Source organism: Cytobacillus sp. C11.1 (genome assembly GCF_058145115.1).
Window position 1 is genome coordinate 3,159,001 of record NZ_CM176935.1, and the last position, 22,921, is coordinate 3,181,921.

At 40.4% G+C, this 22,921-nt stretch carries 19 protein-coding genes and 2 pseudogenes; 16 read left to right on the forward strand and 5 right to left on the reverse strand.

What is annotated here, in order from left to right; genetic code table 11:
- Positions 1-20: 20 nt before the first annotated feature.
- From AC3ZVC_RS15690 to AC3ZVC_RS15710, 5 genes and pseudogenes are all read right to left on the reverse strand, one after another.
- A complete protein-coding gene (locus AC3ZVC_RS15690) occupies positions 21-1,256 on the reverse strand; it encodes an NAD(P)/FAD-dependent oxidoreductase (RefSeq protein ID WP_490064143.1) in 1,236 nt (411 codons plus the stop codon).
- Entirely contained in the window at positions 1,249-1,584 is a 336-nt protein-coding gene (locus AC3ZVC_RS15695; RefSeq protein ID WP_490064144.1) for a (2Fe-2S)-binding protein, read from the reverse strand. The genes AC3ZVC_RS15690 and AC3ZVC_RS15695 overlap by 8 nt, the downstream gene beginning before the upstream one ends.
- The gene (locus AC3ZVC_RS15700; protein ID WP_490064145.1) at positions 1,577-1,852 is read right to left on the reverse strand and encodes a (2Fe-2S)-binding protein; all 276 of its coding nucleotides are present in this window, start codon (positions 1,850-1,852) and stop codon (positions 1,577-1,579) included. Before AC3ZVC_RS15700 ends, AC3ZVC_RS15695 begins: the two co-directional genes overlap by 8 nt.
- A gap of 78 nt (positions 1,853-1,930) precedes the next feature.
- A pseudogene (locus tag AC3ZVC_RS15705) lies at positions 1,931-2,086 on the reverse strand (helix-turn-helix domain-containing protein); the annotation flags it as partial.
- Between the two features lie 65 nt (positions 2,087-2,151).
- Positions 2,152-3,364: pseudogene (locus AC3ZVC_RS15710) on the reverse strand (sigma-54 interaction domain-containing protein); the annotation flags it as partial.
- 381 nt (positions 3,365-3,745) lie between these two features.
- Here AC3ZVC_RS15710 and AC3ZVC_RS15715 point away from each other — a divergent pair.
- The 16 genes from AC3ZVC_RS15715 to AC3ZVC_RS15790 all read left to right on the forward strand — a co-directional run bounded on the left by AC3ZVC_RS15715 (position 3,746) and on the right by AC3ZVC_RS15790 (position 22,916).
- Entirely contained in the window at positions 3,746-4,921 is a 1,176-nt protein-coding gene (locus tag AC3ZVC_RS15715) for an NAD(P)/FAD-dependent oxidoreductase (RefSeq protein ID WP_490064146.1), read from the forward strand.
- Positions 4,921-5,958: a proline racemase family protein gene (locus tag AC3ZVC_RS15720; protein WP_490064147.1), complete on the forward strand. Its 1,038-nt coding sequence runs from the start codon at positions 4,921-4,923 to the stop codon at positions 5,956-5,958. Before AC3ZVC_RS15715 ends, AC3ZVC_RS15720 begins: the two co-directional genes overlap by 1 nt.
- Positions 5,955-6,908, forward strand: coding sequence for a proline racemase family protein (locus AC3ZVC_RS15725; RefSeq protein WP_490064148.1), 954 nt, complete (start codon positions 5,955-5,957; stop codon positions 6,906-6,908). The genes AC3ZVC_RS15720 and AC3ZVC_RS15725 overlap by 4 nt, the downstream gene beginning before the upstream one ends.
- Positions 6,909-6,937: 29 nt before the next feature.
- Entirely contained in the window at positions 6,938-7,831 is an 894-nt protein-coding gene (dapA, locus tag AC3ZVC_RS15730; RefSeq protein WP_490064149.1) for a 4-hydroxy-tetrahydrodipicolinate synthase, read from the forward strand.
- 40 nt (positions 7,832-7,871) lie between these two features.
- On the forward strand, positions 7,872-9,356 hold the full coding sequence (locus AC3ZVC_RS15735) for an aldehyde dehydrogenase family protein (RefSeq protein ID WP_490064150.1): 1,485 nt from the start codon (positions 7,872-7,874) through the stop codon (positions 9,354-9,356).
- A 171-nt stretch (positions 9,357-9,527) separates the two neighbouring features.
- Positions 9,528-10,997 carry an alanine/glycine:cation symporter family protein gene (locus AC3ZVC_RS15740; protein ID WP_490064151.1) on the forward strand — a complete coding sequence of 490 codons (1,470 nt, stop codon included), beginning with the start codon at positions 9,528-9,530 and terminating at the stop codon, positions 10,995-10,997.
- Between the two features lie 692 nt (positions 10,998-11,689).
- On the forward strand, positions 11,690-12,898 hold the full coding sequence (locus tag AC3ZVC_RS15745; RefSeq protein ID WP_490064152.1) for a hypothetical protein: 1,209 nt from the start codon (positions 11,690-11,692) through the stop codon (positions 12,896-12,898).
- 16 nt (positions 12,899-12,914) lie between these two features.
- Positions 12,915-14,177 carry a Zn-dependent hydrolase gene (locus tag AC3ZVC_RS15750; RefSeq protein ID WP_490064153.1) on the forward strand — a complete coding sequence of 421 codons (1,263 nt, stop codon included), beginning with the start codon at positions 12,915-12,917 and terminating at the stop codon, positions 14,175-14,177.
- A gap of 3 nt (positions 14,178-14,180) precedes the next feature.
- Positions 14,181-15,356 carry an amidohydrolase gene (locus AC3ZVC_RS15755; protein WP_490064154.1) on the forward strand — a complete coding sequence of 392 codons (1,176 nt, stop codon included), beginning with the start codon at positions 14,181-14,183 and terminating at the stop codon, positions 15,354-15,356.
- A 452-nt stretch (positions 15,357-15,808) separates the two neighbouring features.
- A complete protein-coding gene (locus AC3ZVC_RS15760; RefSeq protein WP_490064156.1) occupies positions 15,809-16,831 on the forward strand; it encodes a LacI family DNA-binding transcriptional regulator in 1,023 nt (340 codons plus the stop codon).
- Complete coding sequence (locus tag AC3ZVC_RS15765) at positions 16,828-18,006, forward strand: thiolase family protein (RefSeq protein ID WP_490064157.1); 1,179 nt, start codon at positions 16,828-16,830, stop codon at positions 18,004-18,006. The genes AC3ZVC_RS15760 and AC3ZVC_RS15765 overlap by 4 nt, the downstream gene beginning before the upstream one ends.
- Before the next feature lie 32 nt (positions 18,007-18,038).
- Entirely contained in the window at positions 18,039-18,779 is a 741-nt protein-coding gene (gene fabG, locus AC3ZVC_RS15770) for a 3-oxoacyl-ACP reductase FabG (RefSeq protein ID WP_490064158.1), read from the forward strand.
- A 27-nt stretch (positions 18,780-18,806) separates the two neighbouring features.
- Positions 18,807-19,703 (forward strand): 3-hydroxyacyl-CoA dehydrogenase family protein, encoded by an 897-nt coding sequence (locus AC3ZVC_RS15775; protein ID WP_490064159.1) that lies wholly within the window; start codon positions 18,807-18,809, stop codon positions 19,701-19,703.
- A 25-nt stretch (positions 19,704-19,728) separates the two neighbouring features.
- The gene (locus AC3ZVC_RS15780; RefSeq protein ID WP_490064160.1) at positions 19,729-21,333 is read left to right on the forward strand and encodes an acyl CoA:acetate/3-ketoacid CoA transferase; all 1,605 of its coding nucleotides are present in this window, start codon (positions 19,729-19,731) and stop codon (positions 21,331-21,333) included.
- A 27-nt stretch (positions 21,334-21,360) separates the two neighbouring features.
- Positions 21,361-22,374 (forward strand): TRAP transporter substrate-binding protein, encoded by a 1,014-nt coding sequence (locus AC3ZVC_RS15785; protein WP_490064161.1) that lies wholly within the window; start codon positions 21,361-21,363, stop codon positions 22,372-22,374.
- A gap of 50 nt (positions 22,375-22,424) precedes the next feature.
- Positions 22,425-22,916, forward strand: a complete 492-nt coding sequence (locus tag AC3ZVC_RS15790; RefSeq protein ID WP_490064162.1) for a TRAP transporter small permease — start codon at positions 22,425-22,427, stop codon at positions 22,914-22,916.
- The last annotated feature ends 5 nt before the right edge of the window (positions 22,917-22,921 follow it).

Genomic DNA, 22,921 nt, shown 5'->3' on the forward strand with positions numbered 1-22,921 from the left:
CCTTTAGCCGCTGATTTTTATTATCCAATCTTCTTGAAAGCTTTATTTCCTCCGTATAGTTCTACCCACAGCTCGTTCATTTTTCTTCTGCCGCTTTCGATTTCTGGATTAAATTGAATTGCGGCTTTTTGACGGACGGTACGGATATTTTGCATAGCCTTTTCAAGGAGCTGATCCATTTCTGAACCGCCTTTTCCAGCGTGTTTGGCAATGGAAAGTCCAGCGGTTGTTCCTTGGGCCATGGCTATTTTTCCGCTTTCGATTCCTGTAATATTACCTGCTACAAATAATCCAGCAAGCGGCGTTTCCATTTTTTCAGAGTGATGTGGGACGTGGCCGCCCAGCTCAGGAATGTATTGGAATGGGCATCCGGCAACAGCTGCGAGCTCAGCCAGCGGATATAAACCGCCTGCAATACAGACAAAATCTGCTTTGTACATTTTTTCCGTTCCAAGAATTACATTTCCGTTCGAATCAATATCTGCTGTGAGGACTCCTTCCACTTGGTCCTTGCCTAGAATTTCAAGAGCAGTTTTTCTTAGCTGCAATGACGTACCATTGACTTTAACTCCGCTTTTAGGGAAAAATGTCATCCCCATTTTTCGGAACCAATCATTTTTCATGAAGCGGCTTCCAATACGCAGGAGAGGTGAAGGGGCAAGATGGGCTGCATTCAGAAGCGATTTCATTACCTCTTCAGGTTCTCCAGCCTTTTGGCTAAGCGGGTTTTTTTCAGGTAAGACGATTCGTTCGACATTAATTCCTGCTATTTGTAATTCGTTCAGGATGGCAAATGCTAAAATATTTGCACCGATGATGATTCCCTTTTTTCCAACCTTGACCCGGTGAACATTGGTCATAACCTGTGCGGCACCGATGGACATGACACCTGGAAGAGTCCACCCTGGAACAGGGATTGGAAACTCAGCTGCTCCTGTGGCTATCAGAACAAACGGTGCTGTCAATGTTCCAATATTGGTATGCACATTCCATAAACCGTCATCTTTATCTAGGGTGTATACAGAAACACCGCAACGGATATCCACTGATAGATTTTTAGCTTCATTGTGAAGACGCTCTGATTCTTTTATACCGTTCCACCATTCACCTGATGGTTCCTCGTGGAGCTGTCCGATTAATCTACCGCCTGGTTTTACAAATTCATCAATCACGGTTACCTTTAAGCCGTTTTCGGCACAGGAAATAGCACCTGCTAATCCTGCTGGTCCGGCTCCAATCACGATTACATCACACACTTTCCTCCACCATCCTTTTAACAATATTAGGATGCTGCTTCCCGCTTTCAACAGCCATCTTCTCCTTAACAAGTGTTAAGCAGGCTCTAACATTAGTCTGGTCATCTACTGTTACACGGCATTCCATACAATGGCCAATGTTGCAATAGAAGCCTCTTGGCGTTCCGCTTTCCTCATGAACACGAAGCCTTCTTACTCCGTTTGCTAAAAGTGCAGCTGCAATTGTTTCATTTTCATAGGCTTCATATTCTTTTCCGTCAAATGTAAAAGGGACCTTTTTTCTATCTTGTAATTTTCCTAAAATAGGATGGTCTATAATTCTAGTCATTATTTTCACCTACAGTTCCAAATGTTATTGGGCGGACTGGGGGTTGAATTTTTAATGGAATTTCGCCTTTTTCTGTATTAGGGATGACACTTTCAATAATTCGATCGACCATTACTCTGCAAGTACGGCCCCCGCAAAATCCCATTCCTGCCCTAGTTCTTAATTTTAATTCCCTTGCTGTGCATTGGTGCTCCTCTGCTGTTGTATAAAGCTGTCCATATGTAATCTCTTCACAACGGCAAATGACAAGTGTTTCGTTATTGCTCATTTGGAAATCCTCCTCTGCAATCTTATGTAAAAATACTATGCAAAAATCGTACCAACTTAGAGAAAGACCCTGCTTTAATTAGCTCAAACCTAATCGCTTTAATCGGTTATATAGGGTTGCTCGTGTAATTCCAAGCTTTTTTGCACATTCCAATTTATTTCTATTTGTTATTGCTAATGCTTTTTCAAGGATTTTTTTTTCATGCTGTTCCATTTCCTCCTGCAGCGGCAAAATGACAGAATCTATTTCTAAATAGGTTTCATGTAGTTTCCTATCATCTGTAGTCCCATCAGCAGAACTTGAATGGAATGGCAAATACTCCTTACGAATTACACCATCTGTCGCAAAGACAACAAGACGTTCAATGACATTGCGCAGCTCACGCACATTGCCCGGCCAATCATATTGGAGCATCTCCTGCATCACTTCCTGTGTAAATTGTTGGATCGGCCGCTGATAGCGTAAGGAGAAATCGTTTAAAAAATAATGAATTAACTCGATAATATCCTCTCGGCGCTCTTTTAAAGGAGGAATTTTCAAACTAACAACATTTAACCGGTAATATAAATCCTCTCGGAATTGACCTTCGTTCATTAAATTTTTTAAATCTCTATTCGTTGCGGCAATTACGCGAAAGTCTGCGTTAATTTCTTTTTCCCCGCCAACCCGGTAATACTTTCTTTCCTGAAGCACACGGAGCATTTTGACCTGCATTTCTAAAGGCATCTCACCTATTTCATCAAGAAAGAGGGTACCGCCCTTTGCCAACTCAATTTTCCCCTTTTTCCCTTTATGATCTGCACCGGAAAAGGCTCCACGTTCGTATCCAAATAATTCACTTTCAAATAATGACGCTGGAATTGCACCGCAGTTTATTGAAACAAATGGAGCGTCCGGACCCTCTGTTGCTTCATGAATAGCTTTGGCAAACACTTCTTTGCCGACCCCGCTTTCTCCTAAAATCAATACTGTTGACCTGACAGTGCATACCTTTTTCGCTAAGAGGATTGTTTTTTCAAGCACAGAACTTTTTCCTTTAATGCCATTAAATGGATCTGAAGGCCTGTATTTCGCCATTTCCTGTTCTAAGCGGTGAACTTCTGTTGACATATTAAATAACTTTTCATTTAGAACAACCTGGTTTGTTACATCGGTCTCCGAAACGACTGCACCAATAATTTCCTCATTATAATAAACAGGATTTGAATTTATGAGAACGGTTAGATCAGACCTTGCCTGATGATACTGTCCCCGAATTTTTTTTCCTTTATAGAGCGACTTCAAGATTTCCAGATCCTTATGTTCAAAGAAATCTGTTATTGGTTTGCCGATAATTTCATCTTTTTTGACAGAGAAGATATTCTCGGCTCCTCCTGTCCATGTGCGGACATGTTCACTGGCATCAATCACCGTTACTGAAGCATCCATCGTATGGATGACCGACTCATAGAAGGCCTTTAATTGATTATAGGAGTCATATAGAAAATCAATGATTTGTCCGGCAGTGATGCAGCCAATCGTATTGCCGCTTGCATCTATTACTGCAACGGTCGTGTGTTGCTTAAATGTTTGTACCAATGCAGAAAATGGATCATTTACATGAACTGTTGCAAGGGAATAATCAATTTCTTGTTTTGTCAAATGAACTAATTTATTTTCAATCATTTCTTTAATCGATGGTAAAGCAAACATTGACACCCTCCTGTGTGTAAAAAAATATTTACACTGTTTAATATTTTATACACTAGTTTATCAAATTTTTTTAAAATTAAAAGTTATCTAAAAAATAAAGCTGCAAAAAATTTGAAAACAAGGGGGATATGTCAATTTTTTGATGTTGGCACACTTTTTGCATAGTTAAAGTATGCAACAAGACGAAAGGAGATTGGTTTTGTGACACAGCATTGTGACGTTTTAGTCATAGGCGGAGGGATTATTGGCTGTTCAATCGCTTATTATACTTCTAAATCTGGGAGAGACGTAACGATTATTGAAAAAGGGGAATTTGTCAGTGGCACTTCATCAAGGTGTGATGGAAATATTCTGGCGATTGATAAAGATCCCGGCTTTGATAGTCAAATGTCATTAGTCAGTCAGAAATTAGTAGATGATTTAAGTAAAGAATTGGAGCACCCATTTGAGTATAGAGCTCCGGGAAGCATTTTAGTTTGTGAATCAGAGGAAGAAATGGAAGCCGCACAAAAGTGGGTAGAGCGCCAGAGGGAAGCGGGCTTGCCATTTAGAATGCTAGATCGCCAGGATATCCGCCAAGAGTCCAAATTTTTTGCCGATGATCTTTTAGGCGGCTTAGAATGTGCGACAGATTCTACAGTCAATCCATATCTTTTGGCATTTAATCTTTTAGAAGCCGCAAAAAAAATGGGAGCAAAAGCCAGTAAACAAACTGAAGTAAAAAGTATGAGAAAGGAGCCAAACGGCACATTTGCAGTTGAGACATCAAATGGAATTTTCATCGCAGATCATGTAGTAAACGCTGCGGGGGTATGGGCTCCCTACATAGGAGAAATGCTTGGCTTGTCCATTCCTATTAAACCAAGAAAAGGTCACATTATCGTCGCATCCCGGCAGCAGCATGTAGGATCGAGAAAGGTGATGGAGTTTGGTTATTTAATCTCCAAGTTTGGCGGGCAGCGCAAGGTTGATCAGCTGACTGAAAAATACGGAGTTGCACTAGTATTCGAACCAACAGAGAGCCAAAACTTCCTTATAGGAAGCAGCCGGGAATTTGTTGGATTTAATACAAAGGTTAACAATGAAATAATTAAATGCATTGCTAATCGAGCAATTAGGTTTTACCCGAAAATGGCTGATATGATGGTCATTCGCTCCTATGCAGGTTTACGCCCATGGACGGAGGATCATTTGCCGATCGTATCAAGAGTTAAGGGAATTCCTAACTATTATATTGCAGCAGGACATGAGGGAGACGGGATAAGCCTTGCCGCTGTTACGGGAAAAGTGATAGAGGAATTGCTTAATGATAAAGAAACGTGTATACCGATTGAACCCCTGAGTTTTAGTCGCTTTAAGGAAAGGGTGTTAAGCTGATGAAAGCAAATCGAGTTTTTACCACGATTGATACACACACGGGTGGTAACCCGACCCGGACATTAATTAGCGGACTCCCGGAGCTTAAGGGAGAAACGATGTCTGAAAAAATGCTCCATATGAATAGTGAGTATGACTGGATTCGAAAGCTGTTAATGAATGAACCAAGGGGACATGATGTTATGTCTGGTGCTTTATTGACAGATCCTTGCCATCCAGAAGCTGATATTGGTGTTATCTATATCGAAACTGGGGGATATTTGCCAATGTGCGGGCATGACACAATTGGAGTTTGTACTGCATTGGTTGAATCGGGTCTGATCCCAGTTCAGGAGCCGATTACTTCACTAAAATTAGACACACCAGCCGGCCTTGTAGAGGCAGATATAACTGTCGAAAACGGAAAAGCAAAAGAGGTTTCCTTCTGCAATGTCCCTGCCTTTCTATTAAAAAGTGTTTCAGTAGAAGTTGAGGGAATCGGCACCATTGATGCAGACATTGCCTATGGCGGTAATTTCTATGGAATTATCGATGCTAAATCTGTTGGATTAGAGTTAACACCAGAGAATGCATCAACAATTATCGACAAAGCCATCAAAATTAGAAATACAATTAATGAAAAAACGGATGTTGTCCACCCTCAATATCCATTCATTCGAGGACTGACTCACATTGAGTTTTTTACAGAGCCAATTCATGAAAAAGCAGATGTAAAAAATACGGTGGTTGTCCCTCCAGGAGGAATTGATCGTTCACCATGTGGAACGGGCACATCCGCAAAAATGGCCGTCCTCTATTCCAAGCAGGAAATCGGAATCAATGAGGAATTTGTTCATGAAAGTATTGTAGGATCCTTATTCCGGGGACGTGTGCTTGAAACAACGAATGTAGAGGGAGCAGAGGCAGTTATTACTAGAATTTCCGGTTCAGCATGGCTAATGGGAATGCACCGGTTCTTTTATAACGAGGAAGACCCGCTTATGGAAGGCTTTTTACTCATTCCCCCAATGGAACATGAAATGGAGGATGTGAAATGAAAATCCAAAAGGCTTATACAGCGACCGATGTCCACGTAGCAGGTGAGGCTTTTCGAATCATTAAGGATGCCCCATTTGTTCATTATCAGAGCTTGGAGGAGCTAAATGATCAATTTCCTCTTGCCAATGCGGAAGAAATCAAACTCCTGTTAAATGAGCCACGCGGTTTTGCTGGTTTAAATGGCTGTCTTGTAGTTCCTCCATTTAAGAGCGGGGCTGATGCAGCTGTGATATTTTTCAATCATGATAGAACTGTTCCAATGCAATACGGCGGTGTTACTGCGGTTATTACGGCATTACTGGAATGCGGACAATTAAAGGCAAAGCCATCAAATGAATATAAAATTGAAACTGTAAGCGGTGTCTTTACTGTTATTGCTGTTATGGATAACGATGAAGTGAAATCAGTTGAGTTTGCTGGCGAAGCATGTCAGGTTGTTCAATCAAACGTAGTTTTATCGAATCGTGATTTACAAACGGAAGCAACCCTTGTTCAAGCAGATCAATTATATGCAATTTTTGATAAAGCGGAGGTACCTTTTGAGATTGAAATAGAGGATCTTCCTGAGATTAATCAATGGGGGCAGAAGGCAGCAGCAGCTCTTGCCGACAGACATTTAGAAGCTCAGGCAATTCTCATTGATTGTTCAAAAAAAGATGAAGGAAAAATTAAAACAATTACCTTCCGGCCGGACAATTATATTGTTCGTTCCCCAGGCTTTGGCACAACGGCTGCCTGCACCGCCTATTTATTATCGAAAGGTGAATTACCAGCAGATGGACCAATTGAAAATAAAAGCATTTTTAATGGAAAGCTAAAAGCGGAACTGACAACAAAAACTGAAACCGGTTACAAGTTTTGTTTTAGATCCCGCGGATTCATTACAGGTATGCAGACATATGTATTAGATCCGACAGATCCATTTTCTGCAGGATTTTTATTGAAATAAATATTTTTAAATTTATAGGAGGAAAGAAAATGACAACAATTAGAGGAGCTTATCCAGTATTAATTACACCAATGACACAGGAACAGGAAATTGATTGGGGTGGAGTAAAGAATAATGTCAATTACTTCATGGACCAAGGTGTTGCAGGTATCGTTATCAACGGAAGTACTGGCGAATTTGTCAGTCTATCAAAAGAAGAAAAATTCCAAATGGTAGAAAATGTGATGAAGGAAGTAAACGGCCGTATTCCGGTAATTGTCGGAACGGCTGCAGAGACAACGAAGGAAGCTATTCAATATACAAAACAAGCCGAGGCAAATGGGGCTGACTGTGCATTAATAATTAATCCTTACTATATGAAGCCAAAGGAAAATGAAATCTATCACCATTTCAAGGAGGTTTCTGAAGCTGTCAATCTTCCAATAATGCTTTATAACAACCCATTTACCTCTGGTGTCAATATGAGCGCAGAATTAATGCTGCAAATTGGCAAGGATTGTGAGAATGTCACTCACATTAAAGAATCTAGCGGTGAAATTGGGAAGGCAAGGGATCTTGCCAGAAAAGGCAAGGGAGACTTTGAAGTTTTCTGCGGTGCTGAAGAGCTTGTGATGGAGTCCTATTTTGTTGGGGCAACTGGCTGGATCTCAGTTGCAGGTAACATTGTACCAAAGCTTGTTACAGATATGTATAATCATTTCCAAAATGGCGAGTTAGAGAGTGCATGGGCTATTAATGACCGTATATTACCGCTTTGCAGCTTCCTTGAGGGATCAGGAAAATACGTGCAAATTGTAAAAAGAGCCATGGAGCTTACTGGTCAGGCGGGAGGTCCTGCACGTCATCCACGCTTAGGCTTATCTCCTGAGGAAGATCAAAAGTTAAAGGAGATTTTAGCAAATCTATCAGTAGCACTTGTTTAAGATTCAGACATTAATAGAATAATTGAAGGGAGAAATTAGCTTGTTATCAACTCAAATTGAATTAAAACCAAAGGTTAAAGCTTTTCTTGAAGGGAATATAGAACTTTTTATCAACGGACAATTCGTGCCATCTATAAGCGCGAAAAAATTTGAGACAATTAATCCAGCAACAGAAGAGGTGCTTGCATTAGTCAGCGAGGCACAGGAAGAGGATGTGGATTCAGCGGTTAAGGCTGCGCGTCATGCCTTTGAAAGAGGAGCATGGCCGGATTTAAGCGCTGCGGAAAGAGCTCGTTTAATTTATAAGTTTGCTGATTTAATAGAAGAAAACCGTGAGGAATTAGCTCAATTAGAGGCGCTGGATAATGGTAAGCCGTATGATGTGGCACTAAATGATGATGTTCCAGCAACGGTTGAACATTATCGCTATTATGCGGGATGGGCAACAAAGATTCTAGGCCAGACATTTCCGATTTCAAAGGATTATTTGAACTATACTAGACATGAGCCAATTGGAGTTGTCGGACAGATTATACCTTGGAACTACCCGCTTGTTATGTCAGCATGGAAAATGGGGGCGGCACTTGCAACAGGATGTACAATTGTCCTTAAACCGGCAGAGCAAACACCGCTTTCCCTTATGTATACAGCACAATTAATCAAAGAGGCCGGATTCCCGGATGGGGTTATCAATTTTGTTCCAGGATTTGGCCAATCGGCGGGAGCTGCCATTGTTAACCATCCTGACGTTGACAAGGTTGCCTTTACCGGTTCTACGGCTACAGGTAAATACATCATGCGTCAGGCGGCTGAATCTGTTAAGCATGTGACATTAGAGCTTGGAGGAAAATCTCCAAATATCATTCTAGAGGATGCTGACCTTTCTGAGGCTATTCCCGGTGCTTTCAACGGAATTATGTACAACCATGGCCAAAACTGCAGTGCAGGGTCACGCGTTTTCGTACACAGAAACCACTACGATAAAGTAGTTGAAGAGCTTGCTAGAATGGCCAATGAAGTCAAACTTGGAGCGGGAATGGAAACTGGCACTGAGATGGGTCCTCTTGTATCAGAAAGACAATTTGAACGGGTACTTGGCTATATTGAAAAAGGTAAGGCTGAGGGAGCTCGAGTAGCAGCTGGCGGAGGTCGTGCTCTTGATAAAGGCTATTTCGTAAAACCAACGATTTTTGCTGATGTAACAGATGATATGACCATTGCAAAGGAAGAAATCTTTGGGCCAGTGGTCTGTGTCCTTCCGTTTGATACGGTTGATGAAGTCATCGAAAGAGCAAATAATACACCTTACGGACTTGCAGCTGGAGTTTGGACTGAAAATGTGAAAAAAGCCCATAATGTAGCAAACAAGTTAAAAGCAGGCACCGTTTGGATTAATGATTACAACCTTGAGGATGCGGCAGCTCCGTTCGGCGGATACAAGCAATCAGGAATCGGCCGCGAAATGGGATCCTATGCACTTGATAACTATACAGAAGTAAAGTGTGTCTGGGTAAAATTGAAGTAAATCTTCAGAAATAGAATAACAGAGAAGCAATGGGGGACGGATCTCTTGTCCTATAATGGAATAGGACAGCGGGTCTTCCCCTGTATCCTGTTTTTTGTCAGAAAATCATTATATAGAAGTGATATAAAAAGATAGAATTGTATACTCATGACATGTTTGAGGAGGTATAGGATGGAGGAATTTGTAAACTGGGCAGTGTCGCAGGTTTGGAGTCTTGGATTAGTTGTATTTGCACTTGGTGCTGGTTTGTTTTTCTCAATTGTGACACGCTTTGTGCAAATACGATATTTTAAGGAAATGATCAAGCTTCTTTTTGAAGGAAGGAGCCCTGAATCAGGAGTATCTTCTTTTCAAGCATTTTGTATGGCACTAGCAGGACGTGTCGGTATTGGAAATATAGCAGGTGTTGCCACAGCTATTGCGTTTGGAGGTCCGGGAGCTGTCTTTTGGATGTGGATCATGGCTTTTCTTGGGGGCGCAAGTGCGTTCATAGAGTCAACACTTGCCCAGGTCTATAAAGTCAAAGACGGAAATCAATACCGAGGCGGCACACCATATTTTATTGAAAAAGGGTTAAATCTCAAATGGTTTGCGGTTTTTGTGGCTATTGTTGTAAGCGTTTGCTACGGGATATTAGTTCCGGGTATACAGGCAAATACTATTGCTGTCGGATTTGAGAACACAATGGGCATTAATAGAAATATCACTGGTATTATTTTAGTAGCTTTACTCGGAATCATTATTTTTGGTGGGGTCAAGCGAATCGCGACTGTTGCAGAAAAAATTGTTCCATTTATGGCCTTAGGATATGTGATTGTTACCTTCTTTATTTTAATTGCAAATGCATCAGAAGTTCCAGCTATGTTCTCTCTTATAATAACAAGTGCCTTTGGTGCAAATGAAATGTTTGGCGGGATTATCGGCGCAGCCATTGCCTGGGGGGTTAAGAGAGCGGTATTCTCAAACGTTGCCGGTGTTGGTGAAGGAACATATAGTTCAGCTGCGGCAGAAGTTTCTCATCCAGCAAAACAAGGTCTTGTCCAAGGCTTTTCAGTCTATATCGATACGATCATTGTATGTACAGCTACTGCCCTAATGATACTAATAACGGGCATGTATAGTATTACTCCAGAAGGACAGGAGCCAATTGTAGATAAAATTCCAGGTGTAGAGGCAGGACCAATGTGGACACAGTCAGCAGTTGAAAGCGTTATGCCTGGATTTGGTTCTCTGTTCGTTGCTATAGCTGTATTCTTCTTTGCCTTTACAACCTTGATGGCCTATTACTATATTTCTGAAACCACCCTTGTCTTTCTTGATCGAAAACAAAATTTTAAATGGATAAAAAGTGTTTTAATGGTTATTTTCCTAGGAATGATTTACTTTGGAAGTGTTGAATCCGCTGCTCTCTTATGGGCACTTGGTGACTTAGGCTTCGGAAGCATGGCCTGGCTTAACTTAGTAGCAATTCTGCTGTTAACAAAACCAGCCTTAAAAGTATTTAAGGACTATGAAACCCAGAAAAAGGCAGGCTTAGATCCTGTTTTTGATCCTGTAAAAGTAGGAATCAAAGGTGCAGACTTCTGGGAGGAGAAATGTAAAGAAAGCAAATCCTCTAAGGATAAGAAAGTTGTAGGGTGAATTAAGTATTAATAGGGCATGTTTATAACTAAGATGACTATCTTAGCTTTTAAGTAAAGAGCATCAACCAGTTGCCAGTAGATAATTTGAAAATGGATGTCAGTTAACAAAAAAATAGCTTTTTATGTAGCGAACAGTGCCACGCACTGTTCGTTTTTGGCCTTTCGTTTTTTGCGTTATTTTATTGGCTTTATTGATGCTGCTCGACAAATATATGACCTCATATACAGACACATAATAATAAGAAAAACCGGTGCCTGTCCCCTAGTGTAAGTAAAAAGATGTATAAATGCTGTAATTTCCTAAATAGGTATTAAAAATAGCAAGAACATTCTTAGATAGAAACTCTTTCTTCTGAAATTTTGATTATAGAAGTCAGTTCCAAGATGATCTTATTATAAAATATAAAGTTTATGAAAGATTGATTTGTATAAATAGTTAAGAGTGTCTTTAGAGACATCCTCTTTTTCGTTGCTAAGACACCTCTTAAAAATATTTTAAAATAATATATTTGTTTTATCATATTTTTTGGAACTGGAAGATAAAGGTTAGAAACTAAAGTGAAAGCGTTTTCTTGAAAATTGTCAATAATTTAAATTGACTGAAAAGTATAATTATATTATTATTCTTATAACATATATTTTTAGTAACACCAATGAATATTTATTCATCTAAGAAGGGGATGGGGCAGTATGTCACAGATGTTAGCTTTAGTTATTCTTATGCTTATTCTATTTATAGGAGATTTCGTTGCCATTCGGACAAAGGCGTGGGTGCCGTCCATTTTCGTCTGTGCCGCTCTGTTCCTCGCAGGGTACTGGACATTCTTTCCAAAGGATATTGTGGCCGTAGCAGGGGTACCGCCAGTTGTGGCTGTGATGATGATGTACTTATTGGTTACCAATATGGGAACTTTGTTATCGATCCAGGAATTAAAAAACCAGTGGAAGACGATTGTCATTGCTTTATCAGGAATTTTAGGAATTATCGCTATTTTATTTGGAATCGGGTCATTCATTTTTGGTTTTGAGACTGTTGTCGTGGCGATTCCACCTTTGGTTGGCGGTGTTGTATCTGCCTTGATTATGTCTGAAGGAGCGAAAGAAGCTGGTCTTGCTTCTCTATCTGTCTTTGCGATCGTCATTTATGTTATGCAGGGGTTTGCGGGATATCCGTTAACATCGCTGGCTTTGAAAAAAGAAGGAAAGCGCCTGCTGCACCAATACCGAAGCGGCCATCTTGCTTTTGAAGCACAGGAAGAGGCAGCCGCAGAGGTAGCTGCTGGATCAGCAGAAGCAGCCAAGCCTGAGCTCAGGCTCTTTAAAAATATGCCAGAGAAATATAATACAGATTTCTTCAAATTTTTAAGGCTTTCCATTGTCGCGTACCTTGCCTACCTGACATCGACACTTTTAGCCCCAGTGGCCAACGTAAGTCCATTTGTTCTTTGCCTATTGTTCGGGGTTATTGCCACAAGTATCGGCTTTCTTGAAAAGCAAGTATTGCAAAAAGCAAATGGTTTCGGTTTTGCCATCATAGCGCTGATGCTCTTTATTTTTGACGGGTTAAAGCAGGCTACACCAGGTATGATGCTTGAAATTATTTATCCGCTTGCCGGTACAATAGTATTAGGGGTTATCGGTATGTACATCTTCTCATTTATCGCAGGTAAAATATTGAAAGTAAACAAAAATATGGCCTTCGCTGTTTCGTTAACGGCGTTATATGGATTCCCGGCTGATTACATTATTACAAATGAAGTCATTAAATCCTTAACAGAAGATGAAAAAGAACGAGAGATGCTGACGAGTCACATGCTGCCGCCTATGCTTGTCGGCGGATTCATCACCGTTACCATTGTATCGGTCGTATTGGCAGGGATTTTTGTAGGGCTCTTGTAGGAAAGGAATGGATAAAATGAGTGAAGCTCAAACAGCGAAAAGCGTGAATTTGGAAAAAGTACAAGCACGAATAGAAAGCCACATTGATACGATAGGCACCTATACGGCAACGCCAGGCAAAGGCACAACCCGGCTAACTTATAGCCAGGAGGATCTGCTTGCACGGCAGTATATTAAAGCCAAAATGACGGAAGTGGGCTTGACGGTTCGGGAGGATGGACTAGGCAATATTTTTGGAAGACTTGAAGGATCCCAAAAAGATGCTCCAAGCGTTCTCATTGGCTCTCACTTTGACTCTGTCCCAAATGGGGGATCCTATGATGGTCCTGCAGGAGTTGTAGCAGGCCTTGAAGTAGCTGCCCTATTTACAGAAAATGGGCTAACACCAAAATACCCTCTGGAGGTTATTGCTCTTATAGAAGAAGAAGGCTCCAGATTTGGCGGCGGTTTAATGGGATCACGCGGAATGGTCGGTTTGCTTGGTGAGGAAGATTTCAAAACATTAAAGGATAAAGATGGCATTACTACCGTGGAAGCCATGGAGAAAATTGGACTCGATCCATCTCTTCCGAAATTAAGAGACCCTAAGACACTAAAGGCGTACCTGGAATTGCACATTGAACAGGGACCAATTCTAGAAGAGAAAAATATTCCAATCGGGGTAGTCGAAGCGATTGTCGGATTAACGCAGTTAGATGTAACAGTAAAAGGACAGGCAGGCCACGCAGGAACCACTCCAATGGACAGGAGGGCGGATGCGCTGGTTGTGGCTGCCAAAATGATTGCCCAATTTCCGGAACTGGCTGCTGCCGAAGGGGACGGAACAGTTATCACAACCGGGCAGTTACAGGTACACCCAAATGGATCGAATGTAATTCCGGATCAAACGGTCTTTTCTGTAGACATTCGGTCAGGCAAGGAAGAACATGTCCAGAATGTGATTCAAAAAGTAAAAGAATTAGCAGATTCCTATCGTGAGAGTGGAATTGATATTATCGTTGAGCAGCCTTTATATGTTCAGCCGAAAGCGATGAATAAAGAGATTGTAAGACTATTAAAGGAGAAAAGCAGTGAACTGGGTTACCCTTCCTGTTCCATTAATAGCGGCGCAGGCCACGATGCAATGGTTTTTGCTGATTTCACAGATGTAGGGATGCTGTTTATTCCAAGTAAAAATGGATTGAGCCATTGTCCGGAAGAATGGTCTGATTCCAGGCATCTCGCCGAAGCTGTTCAGATCTTGTTTGAGGCAGCAATAGAGCTAACGGAGGCGGAATAAGTCATGATTCATAACCATTTGAAAGAAGCGATTCAGGCATACAGTGATGAACTGACTGAATTACGAAGAAAGTTCCATCGTGAACCAGAGGTATCGTGGGAGGAAGTTAAAACCACCCAATTTATTTGTGAGTATCTGGATGATTTGGGCATTCCTTATAAAAGAACAGAACCAACTGGTGTTATTGCTGAAATGGCAGGCGGGAAACCGGGGAAAACAGTTGCTTTAAGGGGAGACATGGATGCGCTGCAGGTCGAGGAATTAAATAAAGACCTGCCTTATGGATCCATGGAAAATGGGAAAATGCATGCATGTGGTCATGATGCTCATACCGCCATGCTCCTGATTGCCGCCAAAGCATTAAATGGAATTAAAGAAGAATTACCCGGGAACGTCCGCCTGCTGTTCCAGCCAGCCGAAGAGGTAGCGCAAGGGGCGAAGATGATGGTGGAGCAGCGAGCGATGGAAGGTGTTGACAATGTCTTTGGCATTCATATCTGGTCACAAATGCCGACACATAAAGTTTCCTGCACGCCAGGACCATCCTTTGCTTCGGCTGATCTTTTTAAGGTGGTGTTTAAAGGGAAAGGCGGTCACGGCGCCATGCCGCATGATTGTATTGATACGGCGATTGTCGCCTCTTCCTTTGTCATGAATGTCCAGAGTGTTGTATCTAGAACCATTGATGCTCAGTCTCCTGCTGTACTTACTGTTGGAAAAATGACGGTTGGCACTCGGTTTAACGTTATCGCCGAAAATGCTGTTATTGAGGGAACGGTTCGCTGTTTTCATCCTGAAACAAGGGATCATATCGAAAAACAGCTTCAGCATTATGCTGAACAAGTTGCTGCTCTTTACGGGGCAACAGTAAAGGTGGAATACACACGGGGAACACAAGCAGTGATCAACGACGAATACAGTGCAAAACTGGTTCAAGCAGTTGCTTTCAAAGCATTCGGAGAAGACGTCCTTTACCATGAAAAACCGACAATGGGCGGTGAAGATTTCAGCTTCTTTCTGGATAAAGCACCTGGCAGCTTTGCACTAGTGGGCAGCGGCAATCCACAGAAAGACACGGAATGGGCTCACCATCACGGCAAATTTAACATCGACGAAGACGCTCTTGCAACAGGAGCAGAACTTTATGCACAATATGCATGGGCATATTTGAACGAATAAGTGAGAGAGCTGCTGATCTGGAAAGGGTTGGCGGCTCTTTTTTTCTTGTATTCCACTAATGCAGCAGTACATGAATACAGGGTTGCGACTCGTTATAACACAGTGTTTGCTCATCCAACTTTTTTAGGTTTATGGTAAAATCCTCATTAAGCCTTTTTGCTTTTTTAACGCCTCTGCTGGTACAATCTAAGGGGTGCTGACTGTATAACAGAAGACTGACCCATCAGGGTTGTTATATATTGTTATTTTTTGAATTTTTGTAAAAAATAAAATAATATAAAAAACTATAGACATAGTGAAATTTATTTTATACAATAAAACTCAAGAAAAACGTTTAGCTAAACGTTTTTCTGAAACTTACATACTAAAATCAGTATTTTAAAGCATTATTTTAAATGTTATTTATTTTTTTTTTAAATATAGCTAAACGTTTCGCTGGGAAGGGATTAAATATGACAACCATAAAAGATGTCGCAAAACATGCAAATGTATCAATTGCAACAGTTTCAGCAGTTATCAATAAAACTAAGTTTGTAAGCGAGGAGTTAAAAGAAAGAGTTGAAACTGCTATAGAGGAGCTGAACTATAGGCCAAATAAAGTTGCGAGGAGCTTAAAGAGAAAAGAGTCTAAGCTTATTGGCGTGACAGTAACAGAGATTACAAATCCATTTTACCCATTGATGTTAAAAGGGGTAGATGATATAGCACTTGGCAGCGGCTATAATGTGATTTTATGTACTACTGGGGATGACCCGGAAAAAGAGCTTGAAATGCTCCAATCAATGGTTGACCAAGGAGTCGATGGGATTATTTTCGCAACAATAGACAATGAGGATTCTACAAGTGTTCAACTCTTGAAAAAAGAAGGTATCCCCCATGTCCTTATTAACCGTGCCCCTGCTGATTATGAAGGTAGTCAGGTTAGGATTGACAGCTATAAGGTTGGGAAGATGGCAACCAATTACTTAATTAATTTAGGCCATACTGATATTGCCTTTTTAGGGGGTGATCGTTTAAATAGTAAAGAGCGTGAAAGCGGGTATAAAGATGCCCTTCTGGAAAATGGACTATCATTAAATGAAAATCGAATAATCAAAAGTGATTATCAAATTGAAACCGCTTACCGTGATATGAATAGTTTAATTGCCACTGGAGATGTTCCAACTGCAATATTCACTGCTAGTGATATTATGGCATTTGGTGCTATCAAAGCATTGATCGATTCGGGGTTTAATGTTCCGAATGATGTATCTGTCATAGGGTCAGACAATATCTCATTTTCAGAAGATTTTAGAATTCCCTTAACAACTGTTGATGCACATACTTATGAAATTGGAAGAATGGGTTGTGAAATTTTATTACACATGCTTGCTAATAAGGAGCAACCAGAACATCGAAGACTTCTGCTCGAACCGAAGTTAGTAATAAGAGAAAGTACGTCAATAAAAAATAAAAGGATTGGTGAAGACAAATGAAAGAAGTTGTAATTGTAAGTTATGCAAGAACAGCAATAGGAACAATGGGAGGGGCAATCAAGGATGTACATGCGGCAGACTTGGGAGCAGATGCTATAAAGGAAGCAGTGGTTCGTGCTGGTATTAGCAATGAAGATGTTGAAGAAGTAGTAATGGGGTGTGTTGGTCAGGTCGCTGAAAATGCTTTTATTGCCAGAATGTGTGCTTTAAGAGCAGGGATCCCATCAAGCAGCACCGCCTACACTGTTAACCGTCTTTGCGGATCGGGTCTACAAGCTATTAATAACGCTGTACAGCAAATTCAATCAGGTAATGCAGAAATTGTTGTTGCGGGCGGTACAGAAAATATGGACCAACTGCCTTATTATGTTCGCAAAGGCAGATACGGGTATCGATTTGGACACTCCCAGCTTGAAGATGGTTTGTTGACAGCTCTAACAGATCCATTTGGCAACTATGCTATGGGTGTCACTGCCGAAAATGTGGCTGAACGATTTGGTATTTCCCGTGAGGAACAAGATGAATTTGCCTATGAAAGTCAGCTGAAAGCCATTGAAGCAATAGATAAAGGATATTTTAAGGAACAAATTGTACCAATTGAAGTAAAAGGAAGAAGAGGAGAAGTTTCTGTTTTTGATACAGATGAACATACTAGAAGAGGAACAACTATTGAGAAACTAGCAAAGCTAAAACCTGCTTTTAAAGATGGAGGATCAGTAACACCTGGGAACTCCTCGGGCATTAACAATGGGGCAGCAGCTCTAGTTTTAATGACAAGTGAAAAAGCGGAAGAGCTTGGTTTAACACCAATTGCTTATGTTAGGGAGCAAGCTGTAGCAGGAGTTGAGCCTGAGATTATGGGGTTTGCACCTGCTCCAGCTGTAAAAAAATTACTTAAAAAAGCCAACTTAACATTAAATGATATTGATTTAATGGAGCTTAACGAAGCATTTGCTGCTCAATCACTTGCAGTTATAAAGGATCTTGAGATTGAGAGGGAAAAAGTAAATGTTAATGGTGGAGCAATTGCCTTAGGTCATCCAATTGGTGCATCAGGTGGAATTATCACCGTAAAATTACTGGATGAATTAAAAAGGAGAGGTTTAAAACGTGGTATTTCTACTATGTGCATTGGCGGAGGCCAGGGAATTGCTACGATCTTTGAACTAGTATAGTCATAATGAAATAGATTAGGAGGATACACAGGATGATTAATTTAAATGGAAAAGTGGCCGTTGTAACTGGAGCAGCAAGAGGACTCGGTCAGGGAATTGCTATAAAGCTTGCCAGCTTAGGAGCACATGTAGTGGTAAGTGACATGAATCAAGAAGGAGCAGAAATGACTGTTTCTCAAATTTTAGAAGAGGGGGGCAGTGCAGAGATAAAAATTTGTAATGTAGCAGATAAAGAAGATGCAAGACTTCTAATAGAAGACACAGCTAAAAAGCACGGAAAGCTTGATATTCTTGTTAATAATGCAGGGATTAATCGAGACTCCATGCTTCACAAAATGAATCATGAACAATGGGATGCGGTTATTGGGGTTAACTTAACAGGTGTATTTAATACGATGCAGCCAGCTAGTGCCATTATGCGGGAGCAGGAAAATGGGCGAATCGTAAATATTTCATCTGCAAGTTGGCTTGGAAACGTTGGCCAAGCAAACTATGCCGCCGCTAAAGCTGGCGTTGTAGGGATAACAAAAACTGCTGCAAGAGAGCTAGGAAGAAAGAATGTTACTTGCAATGCTATTTGCCCCGGTTTTATAGATACTGATATGACGCGTGGGGTTCCTGACAAAGTATGGGACTTAATGATTTCTAAAATTCCAATGGGACGGGCTGGCAAGCCGGAAGATGTAGCAAACTGTATTGCTTTCCTTGTATCAGATCAGGCCTCTTATATTAACGGTGAAGTAATTAATGTCGGCGGCGGAATGGTTTTATAAAAAATGTTCAAATTGGAGGTATAAGAATTGTCAAGTTTTAAAAAAGTTTCAGTTATAGGCGGAGGCTTAATGGGTTCCGGGATAGCCCAAGTAATTGCAGAGTCTGGGAAAAATGTCATATTAGTTGAAGTAGATCAAAACCGTTTACAGCAATCTCTACAGATAATTACTAATAATCTTCACCGTAAAATGGAAAAAGGCAAATGCACAAATGAACATTTGGAGAAAACCTTAGAAAGAATTACAGCCACTGTAGATTTTAATGATATTTATGATGTTGATTTAGCTATTGAAGCTATACCCGAGAAGTTAGAAATAAAGAAAGAAATGTTTGCAAAATTAGATAGCGTTATTAATTCTGATGCTATTTTAGCCTCCAACACCTCAGGATTATCCATCGCAGCTATAGGCGCTTCTACTAAAAGACCAGAAAAGGTCATCGGGCTTCACTTCTTTTATCCAGCACCTATTATGAATCTTGTAGAAATCATTCCATCTATTATTACTTCATCAGAAACTTACAAGAGCGCTAAACATTTTGTACAGGATATTAATAAGAACGGTGTTACTTGTAATGATTACCCAGGTTTTTTGGTAAACAGGCTATTAATTCCCATGGTAAATGAAGCAATTTATTGTGTCATGGAAGGGGCGAAACCTGAGGATATCGATAATGCAATGAAGTTTGGCGCAAATCACAGAATGGGTCCTATCACCCTTGCTGACTTTGTTGGATTAGACGTTCTCTTGGCAACAATGGAGGGACTGTATGAAGGGTTCAGTGATTCTAAGTATAGACCTGCTCCACTTTTAAAAAAGTTGGTTGAATCTGGAAATCTAGGGAAAAAGACAGGTCAAGGTTTTTATGTTTATAACGAAAATGGAGAGAAAGTTCAAAAAAGTTTTCAAAGTGCGGTAATCTAGATCATACACAAAAGAGGGTTGGTAAATGGAAAAGAAAAAAACAAACGCTCAAGCAGTTGTATCTTCTATTAAAAATAAGAGTACTTTAGCTCTGTGTGGTTTCACCCTTATGGGAGCTTGTGAAACAATTTTAAAAGAGATAGAAGACAGTTTCTTAAAAAAGGGATATCCCAATCAATTAACTATACTCCATGCTGCAGGTCATAGTGATCGTATTAATGGAATAGAACATCTTGCTTATGAAGGCTTGGTTTCCAAAATTATTGGCTCACATTGGGGCCTCGCTCCAAAGTGGGGAGATTTGATTAACAATAATAAGGTAGAAGCTCATTGCCTGCCTCAAGGTCAATTGACACATTTATTCAGAGCTATGGCTGGAGGAAAGCCAGGAAATTTCTCAAAAGTTGGAATAGGAACATTTGTTGACCCAAGGAATGAGGGTGGCCGGATTAATGAGAGGGCACTACAAAATGAAAGCCTGGTTGATATCATCCATATCCAAGGAGAAGAACACCTTTTTTACAAACAAGTGCCAATTGATATATGTGTTATTCGCGGCTCGACAGCTGATGAATTTGGGAACATAACGATGGAAGATGAGGCACTAAAACTTGAAGCTATTTCAGTTGCTCAAGCTACAAAGAGATATGGCGGAAGAGTGGTTGTTCAAGTTAAGAACTATGTAAAGCGAGGGACGTTACCTCCAAGAAATGTTGTTATTCCCGGAATTTATGTGGATGACATTGTCATTGCGGAAGCCCCCATTCAAGAGCACCGCCAAACATCTTGCGCATTCTACAACCCGGTATTTAGCGGGTGGCTGAAGGAGCCTCTTGAAGAAAGTGAGCCATTGCCGTTAGATATCCGAAAAATCATAGGACGCCGAGGGGTTAAAGAATTATTTCCTGGTGCAATTGTAAATCTGGGAACAGGGATCCCAGGTGACACAGTTGGCCCGGTTTCAGAAGAAGAAGGAATTTTAAATGAGATTAATCTAACGGTTGAATCTGGTGTAATAGGCGGGCAGCCATTAGGTGGGACTGATTTTGGTATAGGGAGAAATGCTGAGGCGATTATTGAACATCCATACCAATTTGATTATTATACGGGCCGTGGTGTAGATATCACATTTATGGGTACTGCAGAAATTGATATTAATGGAAATGTTAATGTAAGTAAATTTGGGACGAAAACGGTAGGATGTGGAGGTTTTATTGATATTACTCAAAATGCAAGAAAAGTAATATTTTGTTCCACTTTTACAGCTGGCGGATGTGAAATAGAGGTAAAAAATAACCAGCTAAGGATCATTACGGAAGGTAAGTTCAGAAAATTCAAAAATCTAGTTAATCATATAACATTTAGCGGAGAATTCTCCAAAATTCAAAACCAGGAAGTCCTATATATAACTGAACGTGCTGTATTCCAATTAACACCAGATGGATTGATGTTAATAGAAAGAGCACCAGGGATAGATCTTGAACGTGATATTTTAGCAAATATGGATTTCAAACCTTTAATATCCAGCAACTTAAAGACAATGGACAAAGATATCTTTTCTGCCGATAGAATGGGATATGCTGAAAGCTTTTTTGAAAGCGGTTCAATCCATAAAAAAATTCTTGTATAACCAAAGTGAAAATGAGGGGGAATGAAGATGAATAAGATATGGGGATTGATGATAACTGTTGTAATCTCTATGGTGTTAATGGCAGGCTGCGGAGGTCAGGAATCAGGGGCTAATGCGGAAGACGGGGGCGAGCAAAGAGTTTTTGATGTCAGCCTTCCTTTAGGCGAAGGTTCACACCATGATGTCGGTATGAAAAAGTTTAAAGAGGAACTAGAACGATTAACAGATAGCCGCTTGTCTGTAAAACTTCATTATAACAATGAACTTGGTGGAGAACGTGAAGTGGTTGAGGGAATGGGAATTAATACGATCGATATGGGTGTTGCATCCACAGGTCCATTAGGAAGTTTTGTTAAGGATGTTTATATGTTTGATTTACCATACCTATTCAAGGATGTAGAACATGCATATGCAGTTTTAGATAGTGAAATTGGGGAGGATTTGGCTAAGAAAATTGAAGAGCAAGCAAATGTAAAAGTACTATCTTGGATGGAAAACGGTGTACGCCATGAGACAAATAATGTCCGTCCAATTAAAACACCAGAAGATTTAAAGGGGATTAAACATCGCACCCAAGAAAGTGAAGTCCAAGTTGATACATGGAGAGCATTAGGAACGGATGCTACACCAATGGCTTGGCCGGAAGTTTATACAGCTTTACAACAGGGTGTAATAGACAGCCAGGAGAATCCTATACCAACTATTCTAGATGTTCGTTTTCATGAAGTCCAAAAATATTTGAATCTGACTGGACACGTTTATTCTCCTCTACCATTTATGGTGAGTAAACAATTATTTGACTCACTTCCAAAAGAAGATCAGGAAGCAATTTTAAAAGCTGCAAAAGCAGCTACACCAGTCCAGCGTGAAGCAAGTCAAAAGCAGGAACAAGAAGCTTTAAAAGAACTAGAAGAAAAGGGTATGGAGATCACCAAACCTGAATTAGAGCCTTTCATCGAGAAGGTAGAGCCAGTTTATGAAAAGTGGGCGCCTAATATTAATGAAGAATTAATTAATAAAGTGCGTGATTTTAAATATTAAAAACAAGAGAGGGGGTACTTCCCCCTCTTGTTAATAAGGAGGATCATAGGATGGTAAATTCTCTTAGGAAGTACGTCCAGCTAACTGATTATATCAATAAAGTAGTTGGATGGTTGCTATTTGTAATGCTGGCAGCTATGAGTGTACTTATCTCTTGGCAAGTATTTGCTAGATTCGTTGTAGGTGAGTCATTAACTTTTTCAGAAGAAGCATCACGTTTTCTCATGATCTGGCTTACTCTTTTAGGTGCTGCATATGCGATAAAGGAAGGATCGCTTATTGCTATTGATCTTCTTCAAAGCAAATTAACTGGAGCAGCAGGAAGGAGTATAAGGACTCTGATGTCTGTTATCTCTTGTGTATTCTATATTATTCTAATTATTTATGGTTTCATGATGGCACAATCGATTTCATTTCAAACTGCACCGACTACAGGGCTTTCCATGTTTTGGCCTATGTTGGCTCTTCCTTCAGGTGGAGTTCTAATGCTTATTAATACAATTGCTGTCTTAATAGAAGATTATATTGGCAAGGAGGCATAGTAAAT